15 protein-coding genes are annotated in these 17,725 nt (G+C 41.7%); all 15 read right to left on the minus strand.

The genetic code is table 11. The features are described from left to right. Window positions 1-677: 677 nt before the first annotated feature. A complete protein-coding gene (locus OEV42_18425) occupies window positions 678-1,121 on the minus strand; it encodes a PilZ domain-containing protein (GenBank protein MDH3976246.1) in 444 nt (147 codons plus the stop codon). A 21-nt stretch (window positions 1,122-1,142) separates the two neighbouring features. After that, window positions 1,143-2,117, minus strand: coding sequence for a UDP-glucose 4-epimerase GalE (galE, locus tag OEV42_18430; GenBank protein ID MDH3976247.1), 975 nt, complete (start codon window positions 2,115-2,117; stop codon window positions 1,143-1,145). 10 nt (window positions 2,118-2,127) lie between these two features. Then, window positions 2,128-3,414, minus strand: coding sequence for an insulinase family protein (locus OEV42_18435; GenBank protein ID MDH3976248.1), 1,287 nt, complete (start codon window positions 3,412-3,414; stop codon window positions 2,128-2,130). Window positions 3,415-3,478: 64 nt separating this feature from the next. Next, window positions 3,479-5,572: a polyribonucleotide nucleotidyltransferase gene (pnp, locus tag OEV42_18440; GenBank protein MDH3976249.1), complete on the minus strand. Its 2,094-nt coding sequence runs from the start codon at window positions 5,570-5,572 to the stop codon at window positions 3,479-3,481. A 205-nt stretch (window positions 5,573-5,777) separates the two neighbouring features. Beyond that, on the minus strand, window positions 5,778-6,047 hold the full coding sequence (rpsO, locus tag OEV42_18445; protein ID MDH3976250.1) for a 30S ribosomal protein S15: 270 nt from the start codon (window positions 6,045-6,047) through the stop codon (window positions 5,778-5,780). A 69-nt stretch (window positions 6,048-6,116) separates the two neighbouring features. Continuing rightward, window positions 6,117-7,064, minus strand: coding sequence for a tRNA pseudouridine(55) synthase TruB (gene truB, locus OEV42_18450; protein MDH3976251.1), 948 nt, complete (start codon window positions 7,062-7,064; stop codon window positions 6,117-6,119). Window positions 7,065-7,084: 20 nt separating this feature from the next. After that, window positions 7,085-8,056 (minus strand): bifunctional oligoribonuclease/PAP phosphatase NrnA, encoded by a 972-nt coding sequence (locus OEV42_18455; GenBank protein MDH3976252.1) that lies wholly within the window; start codon window positions 8,054-8,056, stop codon window positions 7,085-7,087. Then, the gene (rbfA, locus tag OEV42_18460; protein MDH3976253.1) at window positions 8,049-8,399 is read right to left on the minus strand and encodes a 30S ribosome-binding factor RbfA; all 351 of its coding nucleotides are present in this window, start codon (window positions 8,397-8,399) and stop codon (window positions 8,049-8,051) included. Before rbfA ends, OEV42_18455 begins: the two co-directional genes overlap by 8 nt. Next, window positions 8,396-8,683: a DUF503 domain-containing protein gene (locus OEV42_18465; GenBank protein ID MDH3976254.1), complete on the minus strand. Its 288-nt coding sequence runs from the start codon at window positions 8,681-8,683 to the stop codon at window positions 8,396-8,398. Before OEV42_18465 ends, rbfA begins: the two co-directional genes overlap by 4 nt. A 30-nt stretch (window positions 8,684-8,713) precedes the next feature. After that, a complete protein-coding gene (gene infB / locus OEV42_18470; GenBank protein ID MDH3976255.1) occupies window positions 8,714-11,107 on the minus strand; it encodes a translation initiation factor IF-2 in 2,394 nt (797 codons plus the stop codon). Between the two features lie 33 nt (window positions 11,108-11,140). Continuing rightward, window positions 11,141-11,725, minus strand: a complete 585-nt coding sequence (locus tag OEV42_18475) for a YlxR family protein (protein ID MDH3976256.1) — start codon at window positions 11,723-11,725, stop codon at window positions 11,141-11,143. Window positions 11,726-11,727: 2 nt separating this feature from the next. Beyond that, entirely contained in the window at window positions 11,728-13,065 is a 1,338-nt protein-coding gene (gene nusA, locus OEV42_18480; GenBank protein ID MDH3976257.1) for a transcription termination factor NusA, read from the minus strand. Further along, complete coding sequence (locus OEV42_18485; GenBank protein ID MDH3976258.1) at window positions 13,066-13,533, minus strand: ribosome maturation factor RimP; 468 nt, start codon at window positions 13,531-13,533, stop codon at window positions 13,066-13,068. It abuts the gene before it with no gap. Window positions 13,534-13,903: 370 nt separating this feature from the next. Continuing rightward, window positions 13,904-15,388 (minus strand): bifunctional class I SAM-dependent methyltransferase/glycosyltransferase family 2 protein, encoded by a 1,485-nt coding sequence (locus tag OEV42_18490; GenBank protein MDH3976259.1) that lies wholly within the window; start codon window positions 15,386-15,388, stop codon window positions 13,904-13,906. 433 nt (window positions 15,389-15,821) lie between these two features. Further along, complete coding sequence (locus OEV42_18495) at window positions 15,822-17,582, minus strand: glycosyltransferase family 39 protein (GenBank protein MDH3976260.1); 1,761 nt, start codon at window positions 17,580-17,582, stop codon at window positions 15,822-15,824. Between the last annotated feature and the right edge of the window lie 143 nt (window positions 17,583-17,725).

The following is a 17,725-nucleotide window of genomic DNA, read 5'->3' on the forward strand; positions in this document are numbered from 1 at the left end:
CCGAACGGACAGCCTGTGACTGCGTGTCTTTATGGGTTTTCCGGAAGAGTTCAATCAATTGTTCAAATTTCATAGTTTATCCTTCAAATTAACTTCACGTCAGTCATAAAAATAAAAGGGGGGAAAGTTTATTTCCTACCTACCACTAACTTAACAAGGACACATTCCATTAAAATCTATCAGTTGAAAGTCCCCTTCTAAAACAAAGCTTTGAGGAATATATCCGAGTGATTAGGGTGTGTCAAGGTGGAAAGACGATGGAACGCGGATGACACGAATTGAGCGGATTAAGAGCAATGGCTTTTGGGGGCACTATGCGGAAAATCGAAAGATATTAACCACCCCATATGAAAAGAAGTGCCTTTTTATGACGGGGCAAGCGGAAAGGGTGCGGAAAAGGGCTGGAAAAAGATTTGTTATCCAGGTCGATCACGAATGGACACTAAGAAAAGAGAAGCAATGAGGGTTTTAAAATCCTGTTAATCCTGTCAAAAAGAAGGTTTCGCGGAAAGACGATGGAACGCGGATGACACGGATTGAGCGGATTAAGGCGGATTAAGAGCAATAGCATGTTGGCCGCTTCGCGGAAAGTCGAAAGATATTAAACACAGAGCGAAGAGAAAGAGAGAGGTATTTTAACCACGGATAGAGCCGGAAAAAGGCCGGAAAAACTTTTTTTATTCTTCATCTCTCGGAAAGGATGATGCAAAACGTTCTATCCATTCAAGGGCGGCCTCTTCGCTTGTCAGCATACGCCCCTCCTCTTCCAGTTGAGCCCTTCTGTAGGTCTCAATATAACAGATCTGTTCAATCATTCTTACTCTGAAGGCATCACTGGAATTATGAAAGCGAACGCCAATCTCATAGTACTGTCCGTCCCTTCTGGTCCAAACGATAATGCCCTTGCTATGGAAAACAGGAGTTACAAAGGGAATGGTAATTTCTATGAGTTCACCTTTTGGGAAGTTCTCTTTTGATCTGAATGAAATACCACCTTCACTGATATCTTTCAGGTTTGGACATATGGGACCATCAATCTTGGTAGAAAAGACCTCAATGGGTATTTCCGTTGGATGTCTAACAAAAACTCTTTTATCTATTCCATTGCCTTCATCATCCATATTAATCCATCCCCGGAAGAATCAAAATTTCTTATTTTGCTCCCATTTCCAGGCAGTTTCAATAATTCTTTCAAGATCTGCATATTCGGGCTTCCAGCCGAGCACCTCTTTAGCCAGTCCGGCGGCAGCTACAAGCTTTGCCGGGTCTCCCTCTCTTCTGCCGCATATTTTGAAAGGCACTTTTAAAGCGGTGACTTTTTCCGCACATTCAATCACTTCCTTAACGGAAAAACCCCTTCCATTTCCCAGGTTAAATACGGAACTTAAATCGTCATGCTTGAAGCGATTCAGTGCCAGCATATGGGCCTGGGCCAGGTCACTGATATGAATATAGTCTCTTATACAGGTTCCATCAGGCGTTTCGTAATCGTCACCAAAGACAGAGAGACCATCGATTTCCCCCTTGATGGCTTTTAATACAAGAGGAATCAGATGTGTTTCAGGATTATGGCTTTCACCTATCCTGCCATCACTATCGGCGCCTGCCGCATTAAAATAACGCAGACAAACCGATTTCAGGCCATAAGCCTCTCCATAACTTTTCAGGATCTTTTCAAAAAAAAGCTTGCTTTCACCATAAGGATTAATTGGCCGCTGTCTGTGTTTTTCATCTATCCTGTCAGTCTCGGGATTTCCGTAAGTGGCACAGGTTGATGAAAAGATGAAATTTTTTACACCGCTTTCAAACATTACTCTTAAAAGGTTTAGTCCGGCGCCCACATTGTTTTCATAATATTTTTGGGGATCCTTAACAGACTCACCTACATAGGCATAGGCAGCAAAATGCATAACTGATTGAAAGTCATATTTTTTGAAAGTATCTCTTAATTTATCAATATCTGCAAGGTCACCCTTTACCAAATCCCAGTCGAGTGCAGCTTCCTTGTGACCATAGACAAGATTATCATAGACAACAGGATTATAGCCCATCTCCTTCAGCTTGAGGCAGGCATGGCTGCCTATATATCCTGCGCCTCCCGTAACAAGTATATCCATCTCTCTCTCCTTAAAGCAATTTGACCTTTATCTCTTGCCATCTTTTAAGGAATTCTCTTTTATTAAGATCCCCCAAAAGAGCCATACTGATTTTTTCATGGGAAAAAAGCTTCTCTGCCATTAACCTTACCTCTTCTGCCGTAACGGATTCAATATTTTCGATACTTTCCTCAACCGATATTTCCCGCTTAAAAATGATTTCATGAACGGCAAGCCTGTGCATTCTGTTTTCACTGCTTTCAAGACCAAGAAGAAGATTGCTTTTCATCTGTGCTTTTGCAGAACGAAGTTCTTCTTCAGTCAAAGGATTTTCCTTTAATTTTCTGATTTCCTCCATGGAAATTTCTATGACTTCATAGAGGTCATTTTTACTCATGGCTGCATAAACACCTAAAAGCCCTTCTTTTTCATAAGTAGAGACATAGGAATAGATGTTATAAACAAGGCCTCTTTTTTCTCTTACTTCCTGAAAAAGCCTGGAACTCATTCCTTCACCAAGAACAGTATTGAGGATATATAAAGTATATCGGTCAGGGCTCGTACATGACAGGGCAGGCACGCCCAGTGAAAGATGAACCTGTTCGAGCTTTTTCTTTACCACATTGACTTTAGGCAGATAGTCAATGTTCTCTGTATCCCAATCACAAGCCGGCCTATTGAGACTATTAAAATACTTTGAAAAATCATTGACCAGCTTATCATGTTCCATATTACCCGATGCGGCAATAACGATTTTTCCGGGGCTATACATCTTTTTATAGAAATCTACGATTCCATTTCTATTAAAAGATAAAACATTTTCAGACCTGCCTGTTACCAGCCGCCCAAGACCGCAGTCTCCCCAGAAGCTTTCATAAAATAAGTCATGAATATAGTCATCGGGTGTATCGAGAGTCATCCCTATTTCCTGAAGTATGACCTGGCGTTCCTTCTCTATCTCGCTATTTTCAAAAATGGAATTAAGAAACAGATCACTCAGAATATCGATGGCCAGTTCTGAATGTTCACTTAAAACTTTTATGTCATAACAGGTGGATTCTCTTGTAGTAAATGCATTTAAAACACCACCAATAGAATCTACCTGCCAGGCAATATCAAAGGCGCTTCTTTTCGCCGTTCCCTTAAAAAGCATATGCTCAATAAAATGAGAGAGTCCATTTTCATGGGCTTTTTCATGCCTTGATCCGCACTTAAGCCATATCCCTATGGAGGAGGAATAAAAGACAGGATTTTCTTCACTGACGATGACGACACCGTTATCGAGAACGGTCTTGTTATATTTAATTACTTTATCCATAAAAAAAGGCCCACCTTTTATGGGCGGACCTTCTCTCCTTTTACATTAATATTGAATTACTAAATTAGGAATTAAGCGTCTGTCCGAGCGCCTCTTTCCTGGATAGTTTGATCTTGCCCTGTCTGTCGATATCGAGAACCTTGACTAAAACCTCTTCCCCTTCGGAAAGGATGTCCGTTACCGATCTTACCCGTTCTTCAGCCAGTTCAGAAATATGAACAAGACCGTCAGTTCCGGGAAGAATTTCAACAAATGCACCAAAATCCATTATTTTTCTAACAGTTCCAAGGTAGAGTTTCCCAATTTCAGCATCTTTCGTCAGACCTTCAACCATACTGATAGCCTTTTTTGATGATACATCATCGGCAGAGGCTATATCGACCTTACCATCATCAGTAACATTAATCTGCACACCGGTGGCTTCTACGATGGACTTGATATTCTTTCCACCGGGACCGATGAGATCCCTGATTTTGTCCTTGTTGATGTAGAGAGTAACTATCTTGGGCGCATGAGCAGATAGTTCTTTTCTCGGTTCGCTGATAGACTTTTCCATCTCTTTCAAGATATAAAGTCTTCCTTCTTTTGCCTGCTCAAGGGCGGCAGCCATGATTTCCCTGTTGACACCGGTAATCTTGATATCCATCTGGAGTGCCGTTACACCTTCAGAGGTACCTGCAACCTTGAAGTCCATATCACCCAGATGATCTTCATCGCCGAGAATATCAGACAAGATAGCTACATCATCAGCCTCTTTAATAAGACCCATGGCAATACCCGCAACAGGGGCCTTGATAGGTACACCGGCATCCATCATTGACAAGACCCCTCCGCATACCGTTGCCATTGATGATGAGCCGTTTGATTCCAGTACATCTGAAACAATACGCAACGTGTAAGGAAATTCTTCATTCGATGGGACAATACTGACAAGGGCTCTTTCAGCTAAAGCACCGTGACCGATCTCCCTTCTACCGGGACTTTTGAGAAAGCTTGCCTCACCTACACAAAATGGAGGGAAGTTGTAATGGAGCATAAAGCTCTTCTTATATTCACCCATGAGGGCATCAATTCTCTGTTCATCAGAGGCAGTTCCAAGGGTAGTCACCGCCAGTGCCTGCGTTTCACCTCTCGTAAAAACAGCGGAACCGTGCGTTCTTGGAAGAACACCGACTTGAGATGAAATCGATCTTACATCAGTAGTCTGCCTGCCATCAATTCTGACCTTATCCCTGAGGATGGTATTCCTCATGGTTTTCTTTTTTATTTTATCAACAACAGAAGATACCTCCTTATTCCAGTCGGCATTTTCATCATCACCAAACTCTTCAAGGGTAATTTCCTTAATGTGATCAAGGCGATCATATCTTTCCGCCTTCGATGAGATTTTAAGCGCTTCTGTTATCTTCTCCTCTGCAAAAACGGCTACTTTCTCGTCAAGTTCCTCATTAACCTCAGGCAGCTCGACGGTCATCTTTTCGACACCGCATTTTTTCTTTAACTCTTCCTGCATATCGAGGAGGGGAGCCAGCGCTTCGTGACCGAAAAAGACCGCTTCAAGCATATCTTTATCGTCAACCACCTTGGCCCCACCTTCAACCATCATAACCGATTCCCTGCTTCCTGCAACTATGAGGTCAATGTCACTCTTTTCCAGATTTTCCCTGTCGGGATTAATAATAAACTTGCCATCAACTCTTCCCACTCTCACGCCCGCAATAGGACCGAGAAATGGAATATTTGATACTTCAAGAGCAGCAGAGGCACCAATCATGGCAACCATATCAGGGTCGACATCGGGTTCAACAGAAACAACCGTTGCAATCACCTGAGTTTCATTCAAAAAACCCTTCTCAAAAAGAGGTCTTAAAGGCCTGTCAATGAGTCTTGACGTGAGCGTCTCTTTCTCCGACGGTCTTCCTTCTCTCTTAAAAAAACCACCGGGAATTTTACCGGCTGCGTAAGTTTTTTCCTGATAGTTAACTGTAAGAGGAAAAAAGTCTATCCCCTTTTTCGGCTCTTTATTTGCAACTGCCGTAACCAAAACTACCGTATCACCGTATGTTACAAGTGCAGAACCGCTAGCCTGCTTTGCCAGATGCCCCGTTTCTATGGATAGCTTTCTACCCCAGAAATCAATCTCTAACCTGGTTGCCATATCTATTTTAATTCTCCAATCCTCTTAATTATGCTGCAAGTATGTTTCTATAATTCATCGCTATAATGGCGTGATACATTAAAGGGCCGCTTTGCCGGTCCCTCATCAATGTTTCTCTTCCGCCATATATATTTGCTTTTATTCTGAATATCAGGCGTTATAAAAGGCGTTTCAATCAATCCCCCTATATGATCGGGGGCTTTGATTATTTTCTGATACCCAACTTATCAACAAGCTCTCTGTATCTGCCTATATCCCTGTTTTTGAGATAGTTGAGCAGACGCCTTCTCTGACCGACAAGCTTCAAAAGCCCCCTTCTTGAATGATGGTCCTTTGCATGAGTTTTAAAGTGGTCCGTAAGGTATTTAATCCTTTCCGTCAAGATAGCCACCTGTACCTCAGAGGAACCCGTATCGGAATCGTGGGTCTTGTATGAGTTAATAATTCCTTTTTTCTGGTCACTGTTTATTGCCAAATTAATTCACCTCCTTCTTATGTTTAGTCGTATATTTTTATCATGGCTTTACCTTATTTGTAAAGCCATTTATATATTATTGAATACCCTTAAACTCTTTCCAACTACTGATTTTTCCGGCAAATTGCTTACTGCTGAAAGCGGTGAAAAGAGTTCACCAATAGAGAGCAAGCTCCCCTCAGGAGAAAGGATCTTTACCTTATCTACATGACTCTCTTTCTTTTCATAACTTTTTAGCCATCCAGCCATAAGGTGACGCCCATTAAGTATTTTTTCAACAGCCTCTTTTTTAACTTCAACGCTGCTCATATGTTTTAGAGAGCTATGTAGAGGAATAAGAGAGGACATCAGCTTTTCCTTATTGCCAAGATCCTCTGTCGATATAGCCTGATCAATTGAAAAGCTGCCGTTTTCAAGTCTTCTCAAACTTCCAAGATATCCGCAGGTACCAAGTGCCCTGGCTATATCCTCTGCCAGCGTTCTAATATAGGTACCCTTTGAACAAGTCACATCTATAGTAATTTGATCTGCATCAAAATTTATTAGCTTAATTTCGCTAATAAATATATCCCGTTCACTTCTTTCAAGATCAATTCCTTTTCTTGCATACTTATAAAGGGGCACACCATTTTTCTTTATGGCTGAATACATGGGAGGTACTTGCTTCGAATTCCCCTTAAAAGAGGCAAGAACATCAACAATGATATTTTCTTCAAGTGGAGGAAAAGGAATTTGCTCCACCATGTGACCCGTTAAATCACCGGTATCTCTTCTTTCACCAAGAACAATGCTGGCCCTGTACCGTTTTTCACCTTCCATGAGGTAGTTAGAGAGCTTTGTCCCCTCACCTACCAGAAGAATCATGACTCCCGTAGCGAAGGGATCAAGGGTTCCGGCATGGCCTATCTTCTTCATGGCCAATGTTTTTCTCACCCTGGCTACAAGATCATGAGATGTTATGCCTTCAACCTTATCGACAATAAGGATTCCCGATTTTTGTTTGCTTTCAACGGCCATGACAAGAGAGTCCTCATTTCTCAGCTTGCATCAACTTCTTTTTCAGCAGCGTAAAATGCCGCTTTTCTTGCTTCCTCAAGACTTCCTTCCATGACACAACCTGCTGCATTTCTATGACCACCCCCACCAAATGACCGGGCTACTGAAGCAACGTTGATAAGCCCCTTTGAACGGTAACTTATCTTATATTCACTTGAAGTAATTTCTCTCACAAGAAATGCTACTTCAACCCCTTCAATGGATCTGGCATAGTTTACAAAACCATCGGTCTCTTCATGACCTGTCCCCGTAGCAGACATCATTTCCTTTGTCACAACAAGGGAGGCTACTTTTCCATTCTCCGAAACCCTGAGGCTATCTAGAACGAGGCTTAGTAACTTCATCCGCCCGAGAGGCTGATTTTCATAGACCTTATTTGAAATCTCCCAGGGAGACACACCGAGTGAAACCAACTCTCCGGCAGCAATAAAAGCCTCATTTGTTGCATTGGAGTATCTGAAGGAACCTGTATCTACAATAATAGTCGTATAAATATTGTCCGCTATCGCTTTATCCAGTTCTACAGGCAAAGCTTTTAAAACATTGAAGACAAGATAGCCAGTAGAACAAGCATCCTTATCTATGAGGGTAATATCTGCAAAATACTCATTAGTAAGGTGATGATCAATATTTATCCATTTTTTTGTGGCAACCATGGAAGAGAAATCTTTTCCTACTCTTTCAAGTTCCGAACAATCAAGAACAACAGCGCTATCGAAGGGTTTCTCACTATCAAGAGAAGTTGCAACCATTTCCGCGCCGGGCAAGTGCTCAAATTGATAAGGAACACCGTCCCTGTTATAGACAAAGACATCTTTATTCATTTTTTTTAAAGCGAGCGCAAGCGCAAGCGAAGAGCCGATGGCGTCACCATCGGGATTGAGGTGAGAAGCGATCAAGATTCTTTCATCAGCCTCAATAGCTGATACAATCTCATTTATCAATCTATCCATTCTTGGTAAGGTCCGAAAGCAACATATCCATTTTCTCGCCCTTTTCCATAGTTCTGTCTTCAACAAACTTTAGATCAGGGAGATATTTCATCTTTAGCCTTTTACCCAATTCTCTTTTTACATAGCCCTTGGAACTCTTAAGCCCCTGGGCTACTTCGGTCCAGCGCCTGTCATCTCCAATAACGCTGTAAAATACGAGGGCATGGCGTAAATCGTCGGAAACCCTGGTTCCCGTAACGGTGACCATTTCTACTCTGGGGTCCTTTATATCTCTCAGAAGAATATTCGATACTTCACGGTAAAGAAGATCACTTACCCTTTCTGATCGTTTAAATTCTTTCAAAGTGATATTACCTCTATCTCTGTATCAATAATTTCTGCAAGGTTCATGGCTTCTATAAAATTAACTGCCTTGTCAAGCCGGGAATTAATAAAAGCCGAATCATTTCCGATCAGGGCAATGCCGACTTCACTCTTTTGCCACATATCATTAAAAGCTGTTTCGGAAACGGACATATTGAAGCGGTTCTTTGTTTTTTCAACAATTTTCTTAAGGATGCCTCTTTTTTCTTTTAAAGAAGAGACGCCGTGCAACATGAGTATAATCCGGCATATACCGACAATCAATTTTCCAGCCCCCTTCTCAGTCCCTCTTTATTACAGTTTTGCCGCCTCTTCTTCATGGGTATAAGCTTCAATAACATCGCCAACCTTTATATCGTTAAAGTTCTCTACGCCCATACCACATTCATAACCGGAAAGAGCTTCTTTTACATCATCCTTGAATCGTTTAAGCGATGATAATTTTCCTTCAAAAATGACCACATTATCCCTTAAAACTCTCACACTGGCATTCCTTCCAATTTTACCGTCAATGACGTAACAACCGGCAACAGTGCCAATTTTCGAGATATTGTATGTCTCCCTGATTTCAGCCCTTCCCAGATAAACCTCTTTAAGAACAGGACTCAGCATACCTTCCATAGCCGACCTTACATCGCTCACCACATCATAGATAATGGAATAGGTCCTGATATCAATCTTTTCTGATTCTGCCAGCGTTGCCGCCTTCATCTCCGGCCTTACATGAAAGCCGATGACAATGGCATTAGAAGCAGAGGCAAGCAGAACATCGCTTTCCGTAATTCCACCGACACCACTGTGAATAACCTTGAGCTTTACCTTTTCCGTACTCAGCTTATGGAGGGATTCGGTGATTGCCTCGATGGAACCATGAACATCTGCCTTGAGAACAATATTGAGTTCATGAAATTCTCCCTGCTGAATGCGGTCAAAAAGCGCATCGAGAGTGACCTTACCCATCTTGGCAAGCTCCATATCTCTTAGTTTTTCCTGTCTGTGAAGGCTCATCTGTTTGGTCAGACGCTCTTCAGCAAGAACAACAAAATCATCCCCCGCATCAGGTACACCTGAAAGTCCGATCACTTCCACAGGTATAGACGGACCCGCTTCTTTAACCTTCTGGCCTCTGTCATTATGAAGGCCTCTCACCTTACCTGAATGTATACCGGTAACAAAATTATCACCCACTTTCAAAGTACCGCTTTGAACCAGTACAGTAGCAACAGGTCCTCTTCCTTTATCGAGCTTTGCTTCGACAATAGTTCCTCTGGCCGGCATATCGGCCGCAGCTTTCAGTTCCATAACTTCAGACTGAAGAAGAATCATTTCGAGCAGTTCCTTTAGCCCCGTTCTTTCCTTAGCCGACACGTTGGCAAAGATAGTCGTACCGCCCCATTCTTCCGGGATGAGTTCAAACTTCGAAAGTTCCTGTTTTACCCTTTCCGGGTTGGCATCGGGCTTATCAACCTTGTTTATTGCAACAATGATAGGCACGTCAGCCGCCTTGGCATGGTCAATGGCTTCCTCCGTCTGGGGCTTAACACCATCATCGGCAGCAACAACGAGAACGACGAGGTCTGTTACCTTGGCGCCCCTTGCCCTCATGGAGGTAAAAGCCTCATGACCGGGCGTATCGAGAAAAACGACATCACCGTTTTCCAGCTTTACATCATAAGCGCCTATATGCTGTGTAATGCCACCCGACTCACCGGCAGTCACGTCCGTTTTTCTGATAGAATCGAGGAGCGTTGTCTTGCCATGGTCAACATGGCCCATAATGGTAACAACAGGCGGTCTGGGCATTAAGTCCTTACCGGCAACCTCTTTTTCCTCAAGAATAAGGTCCATTTCCAGCGCCACATTTTCCACTTCGTAACCGAATTCGGAAGCAAGGAGTGTCGCCGTATCAGCATCGAGTGACTGGTTAACGGTTGCCATCGTTCCAAGGGCAATAAGTTTCCTGATCACCTCTGATGACTTGATTCCCATTCTTTTGGCAAGCTCTCCAACGGTAATAAATTCGGAAAATTTAATTATCCGCTTAATTGCCTTTGGTGTGGTAATTTCAGTCTTTTTAGCCCCTTCTTTCTTGGCTTTCTTCCTTCTGCCCCTGGGACCGTAGAAGGTATCCCGGCCTTCGAGGAGCGCCTGTTTTGTAACGACTTCCCTCTTTTTTGAATCCTTAAAAGCTTTTTTCTTTGCCGGTTTTTCATCCCTTTCAATATCAACAGCTATCTTTTTGCGATCCTTGCCGGGCTTGGCAGAAGGCGTGGACTCAACCGCCCCTTTCTCCTTGTCCTCCTTTTTTGCCTCTACAGGAGTTTTCTCTACTTTAACTTCGGAAGGAATGGCTGCTTTCTTTTCTGCTTCTGTCTTTTCCTCTTTTTTCTTTTCTCTGACCGGCTTTTCATCAACTGCCCCTTTGCCGGTTGTTTCTTTCTTTTCCTCAACCTTAACTTCGGTTTCTGCCTCTTTTTTGGGTTTTTCTACCTCGACAGGTTTCGTTTCCGACTTGGCTTCGGCTTTTGCCGCAGGAGGCGCAGCTTGCTCGACTTGAGCCGTTTCTTCAGGTTTCGCTTCAGCTTTTTCCGCCGGAGGCACTACTCTTGCCCTCCGTCTGATAACTGTCGGTTTTACCCTCTTTTCGACTATCTCTTGTCCGTCGTTATTTTTCACATCTTCGCTCAACCTATCTTCCTCCTCTCATACGTGAAACCTTTATTATATCAAGTCGGTACCTATCTTTTCCAATTTCCCGATTTCCCCGATGATCGCTGCTGCCAAACCGGAATCTTTCAAGGCAGCAACCTTTCTTCCCCCTAAAACCTTTTTAATTCCCTCAGTATCAGGAAAACGCTTAATGTTTATGGCTTTAGCAGCTATTCTTGTTTCCCACTTCTTTCCGGCTGTTTCCGATAAATCCCTGGAAAGCAAAAGAAGAGAGAGATTTCCTTTTTTAAGTTCCCCTTCAACAGCTTCCGTGCCAAGTGAAATTTTTCTGCTTCTTATTGCCATTGACAGCAAAGAAGCTATCTTTTCGGTACATTGTAAAGTGAAGACCCTTGCCACTTCATCAAGCACCGGCATTTTAACACTACCCCTGAAAGCCCTTTTAAGCGCATTCCCCTTTAATGCCTTTTCCATACAGCTTAGTTGAGGGCACACATAAGCTCCCCTGCCGGGCAATTTGGAATAAAAATCTAAAACAACCTCATTATCAGGGGAAAGGACCAGCCTTAGCAGCTTTTTTTTTTCAGCTATCTCTCTACAGCCAAGACAACTGCGCAGAGCGTCCCCTTTTTTCAAAATTATTTACCAAGCGTTTCTTTCGCTTTCTCAATAAGCGCAGTTGCCTTCTTCTCGCCCAACCCCTGGATCTCAAGCAACGCTTCAACAGTTTTTGCCGCCAGTTCTGAAACGGTATTAATGCCCGCCCCTGTGAGAATCTCAGCCGTTTTACCACCAACGCCGGGCACATTGGTTACAGGCATCTCGTCGGAAGAGCTCTCTTCAGAAACCGCCTCTTCTCCTTCCAACTCAAGCGCTTCAGCTTTTTCCTCCCTGGCTCTGGCTGCAGCAAGTTCTTCTTCCAGCCTTTCTTCTATGGAGAGTTTTTCAGCCTTTGACTCCGTATTTATATCGATATTCCAGCCCACAAGCTGCGCGGCCAGTCTTACATTCTGACCTCTCCTTCCAATAGCCAGTGAAAGCTGATCATCAGGAACAACGACTTCAACAGCCTTTTCATCTTCATCAACAATAACCCGGATAATTTCAGCGGGAGAAAGGGCATTACATACAAATTTGGCAATATCCTCATCCCAACAAACGATATCGATCTTTTCACCCCTTAATTCCTGAACCACACTTTGAACCCTGGAACCCTTCATTCCAACACAGGCGCCGACAGGATCAACCTGGGAGTCCTTTGATGTAACGGCAATCTTGGCCCTCGAACCGGGCTCCCGTGCAGCCCCTTTGATCTCTACGATACCTTCGTAAATCTCGGGAACCTCGAGAGTAAAAAGCTTAACCATAAAGTCAGAATGAATTCTGGACAAGATAACCTGAGGCCCCTTGGTCTCCCTTTTAACATCAACGACATAACACCTGACACGATCACCCGATCTGAAAGATTCCCTTGGAATCTGCTCCTTATGGGGCATAATGCCTTCCGTCTTGCCAAGGTCAATAACAACGTTACCCTTTTCAAAACGCCTTACATAACCACTTATAAGTTCACCCTTGCGGTCTTTATATTCGTTAAAGATCATGTCACGCTCTGCATCCCTTACGCGCTGTATGATCACCTGTTTGGCTGTTTGTGCCGCAATCCGGCCGAATTCACTTGAAGGGAGTTTAATGCCAAGACTGTCACCGACCTCAACATCGGGATCGAGTTCTTTAGCTTCAGCCAGGCCGATTTCGTTATCAGCATCTTCCACTTTTTCCACAACGGTCTGGAACTGAAAAAGTTCAACTTCACCCACGTCGGGATTAAACTGCGCTTCAATATCCTTCTTGGAGCCGAACTTCTTCCTTGACGCCGTAAGCATTGCCGCTTCAATCGCTTCGATGATAACGTCCTTGTCAATTCCTTTGTCTTTTCCAACCTGTTCTATAACCCTGTTTAGGTCAAAAATCATCTACCCCTCCTGTATAAACTCAAGATTTGCCTTCGCTATGGCGTTAAAGGCTACCTTTATTTCTTTTCCTTCTTTATCAAGTATTATTTCTTTGTCCTCAACACCCTTAATAAGCGCCACAAAACTCTTCATGCCCTCTATGGCCTCATAAAGCTTGATCTTTGCATATCTCCCCTTGAACCGCTCATAGTCTGCCGGCTTTTTCAATGGTCTCGTAATTCCCGGGGATGATACTTCAAGATTGTAATGATGGTCGATAAGCTCTTCCACCTCGATAACGGTACCGATCTCACGGCTGACCATGCCGCAGTCATCGAGAGTAACACCACCCTCTTTATCTATATAAAGCCTCAGAATCCAGCCGCCATGCTCCCTTCTGTACTCAACATCAACGAGTTCCATATTGCAGGATTCAAGTATGGGTATGGCAATCCTGGCAGCTTCTTCTTCTATTGTTAATTTACTCATTTCCAAATTTCGGGCAATAAAAAAGCGGGCCTTCAAGCCCACTTGTGAGTGAAATATACTACATATAGTCATATTATGCAAGCAAAATAATAAAGTTAATCCATGTTTATAAAGCCCATTTTATGTACTATGGTCTGTTTCTTTCATAAACAACCCGTGCAATCAAACAGATAACTTCCAGTTAAACAGGAAAGTGTCCGATCAAGCCTTAACTTTACATCTCAATCCTCTCTATCCAAACTCCCATAAGCAAGATCTTCCTCCAGCCATTTCCGCTCACATACCATAAGCAATCTATCTATATTAAACCGGAGTAAAGTGCTATCCGCCTTCACCTTTTTTAACGCCTAAAATGGCGGATCAGGGGTAATTAATAAAACTTGAACTTCTTTAGGGCAATATAACTCATTTTGAGGAGAAGTAATCCATGTCTAAATCTCTCAATCTTAATTTCTCCATACTCTCTTTTTTTATAACGGATAGGTATCTCAACAATCTTCAGGTTCTGCTTTGCAGCACCAAAGAGAAGGTCAAAATCACCAAAAGGATCAAAGTCACCAAAATAGGCCCTTCCTGCCTTTATTTTTTCATAATCTTTCTTAAAAAGAACTTTTGTTCCGCACAATGTATCCTTGATTCTCTGTTCCAAAAGCCATGTAAAAAGAAGGCTGAAAAACTTGTTTCCCAGGATATTTAAGGTCCGCATAGCCTCTTCTTCCATCTGGTAAACTAAACGGGAACCATTAATGAACTCACCACGGCGAGATACAATTGTATTATAAAACTTTGGCAGTTCCTCAGGTGGGACAGTAAGATCAGAATCGAGAATCATAAGTATGTCACCGGAGGCCGCATCAAATCCCTTCCTGACCGCATCACCCTTACCTAGCTTCAACATCTTGTCAGGTGGTGTCTCCAGGTCGTCTTTGAGATAGTTCTCACTGGTATCTTTTGGAATCTGATGAATCAGTTTAATATCTTTTTTACCTTTGTATTTTTTAATAACTTCCTCTATTGTCTCAACGGTTCCGTCTGTAGAGTTGCCGTCAACAAATATTATCTCCCCATGTTTCCCCATCTCAGGCATACGGTCTATGGCTCCTTCAATATTCCCCTGTTCATTTCTGCAAGGAATAATAACAGAAACACTACAAGGATCCCCCTTAACGCCATCATCCCGCGGACTCTCCTTTACTACAACATAATCGAGCATGCAAAGTTTCTTTAAAAGGGGTAGCGTGGCAAGGTACTTATTAACAAAGGGTGATATGAGAGGAATATAGATGGGGATGAGAAGCCTGCTCCCCTTCTTGATTATCTCATAGCCATTCATATATAGCATGTTTTCCAAATCATCAATGGAGAGCCAGTTTTGATAGTCCTGTGGCATTTTAAGCTTTAATTTTTCAGCCAACCTGATTAAGGGCTCCCATAAGTAGTTATAATATGTTATCACTATCCTGGAATTTTCGTCCGTTACCTTCCTAAGACAACTAAAGGCCTTCCAAACATCTGTCAGTTCACCAAGAAGGTCAGACATGATGATATAGTTAAACTTTTTATCACTATCAAGATCTTCTGCATCACCAAGGCTAAAGTTAAGAGTTGGAAATTTTTTTTTTGCACTGGCAACCATCTTTTCACTAAAATCAATGCCTTTTCCTTCTGCCGGATTAGCCGCATAAAGCAGTTCACCAGTACCACATCCTATTTCTAAAACCTTCTGTTTCGGTGGAATAATAAATTTTATCAATTTTTCAAGATGAGCATAATAGTAGGCATTTTTTGCTCTCCAGTAATCCCTCGATGAAGCTATTTTATTGAAATGCTTTATTTTAATTTCTTTGGTATTCATGACTGTCAATTATCAATCCATTTCATCACTACAGAGAGCTCTCATAGTGCCCAAAATCCACCGCTTAATCTGGTGGGAGTCCCTTTTGTATCCCTTTTTCGTGTTTTTTCAACTCATTTAAAGTGTTGCATATCTAACGAGTTTACATTTTTCTCAAAGTTCTTGCAGGAAGGTTGTTCAAATCACCATCCTTCCAATCCATGTTTGTCACTATCCCGAATATTTTGCTGTTTCTGTTTTTGATATTCATCGCAGGAAAGGGCAGATCAGAACTCTCACCTATGCCGGATAATAACTGCTGCTGATGTAATAAGATGCGCTTTGAAATATCTCCCTATTCAAATCCTTTCTTGCTGGCCCTACCGCATTCGGCACAAAACATACCCCTGCCCACTCGGAACAAAGGGCTCTGGAGGCATAAAAAATATTACCATCAGCGCACTATTCCTGTATCCAAATCCTTATATAAATATCGTCTATAATATTCAAGTTTACTATCAAGGCGTTTTTCCATATGATTTTGGACGAGCTTCTTTGCTTTACTGAAATATGCCTCTGCTTCTTTTACATTTGATGAAGCAATAGGCCATCTGGCGGCATTAAGGTACAAGTCAACCCTGCTGCTATCTTCCGGCATAAATCGTAACAATTCTGAATACATTACCCAATAATTCTCCATTAAAAGTTTGGAAGGTTCCTTAAGAGTTATAATGTTAAGCCCGGTAAATTCTCTAACTTCCAGCTGGTCACTCACTATTGGTGGTTTTTTACTCCCTTGAAAGTTCATAAAGAGTAACAAAACCAGGTTCCCTTTTGTCTCGGGATTGGAAAATAAGTAGTTTGTCAGACCATCAATATTATAATCCTCATTTATACTATTAAAATAAAACCAGCGGCCTATAAAACCGGGTTCCCAAGTCCCATACTCATGGAAGCTTTCCGTCAATATAACATCTTTGTCTCCCAATATGTTCATTAGATGTTGCGATGCACCTCTCCAGTCAGTTTTATCCTGAATGAAGTAGTAATTTCTGAGGCTGTTTATTGAAATTAATGCAATGAACAATGAAAAAAATATAATAAGTACCGAACTTATCTTCCATAAAGGTTTAACAAATTTATCAGGAATGTGTGAAGTATATACAATTCCTGCACTCACCAATATGTATAAAAAAGGAAGATAATAAACAGAATACCTAAGGTACATTCTCAAATTCAACTCATTCATTACAAACACCTGGACGAAGGGAAGCATAAGAACAAATAGTGTAAAAAATAATACTAAAGGTTTTTTTTTCACCTTTATTAGTGCAAAGACCAGGGCAGATAGTAGAAAAAAAAGATAAAGCCATGTCAGAGGATATGTTAATCGAATAAAGTGTTCTATCATAATATCTATGGAGAAATGTTTTAAAGTAGTTGTCATAGAAGAGAAGGAAATGCTGCGGGAAGATAAAGACCCTGATGCTGATTTAATAATATAAAAAAATGGGTAGTACGCTATAAAAGCCAGTAGTGAAGTCAAAAGAATTTTTGCAACATTCTCTCCCTTAAAAAAAACGGACTTGTTTTTCATGAAATAATTCAAAATACCTGCTGAAAGGAAAAGAATATTTAATGTATAGAGCGCAACAATAGGAAGCAGCACCCTGGATATGAGCATCAGGTAAAGGCTTATCCCAAATAATAGCCAGTGGCGTAAATCCCCATTAGAAAGGGCTCTTAAAAGTAACCAGAGACTCAATAATAGTAGAAAAATAAATAAAGAATATGGCCTTGCCTCTTGTGAGTATTCAACAAGGACCTTTGATAAAGCTGTAAAGAAAGAAGCCAGTATTGCTATTTTGGGTGTAAACAGTTCCTTTGTGATACAAAAAGTTAAAATAATAATCAATGTACCGAAGATCATAGCCGGAAACCGGTAAAGCAATTCACTTCCATCAAAGAAAAAGGCAAGAAGGTATCCTATAAAGTAATCAAGGGGTGGTTGATTCTGTGAGGCGGCTCTTTCAATGAGATGTGTAAGTGAACTCGAATAATAGTAGCTTGTTTGGCGTAACTCATCCATCCATAGACTCTTTTTACTTATGGTGTATAGCCTTAGTACTAAGCCTATAGCAGTTATTCCGCCGATGACAAAATACAGTCGAAATTTTTCTGATTTTAATGTTAAGTTTAATTTATTTTCTGACATACTATCTGTTTATTCATGCAATGAGATCAATCAATTGAAACGTTATAACTCAACCCTCACACCCACCATGGGGCAATAAAGTATTGTAATAATTAAATAAAAAAAGAAAATCGGCTTAGGGAAGAGTATAGTTTTTTTGTTTT

This window comes from Deltaproteobacteria bacterium (assembly GCA_029860075.1).
In the GTDB taxonomy this organism is placed as follows: Bacteria; Desulfobacterota; JADFVX01; order JADFVX01; family JADFVX01; genus JAOUBX01.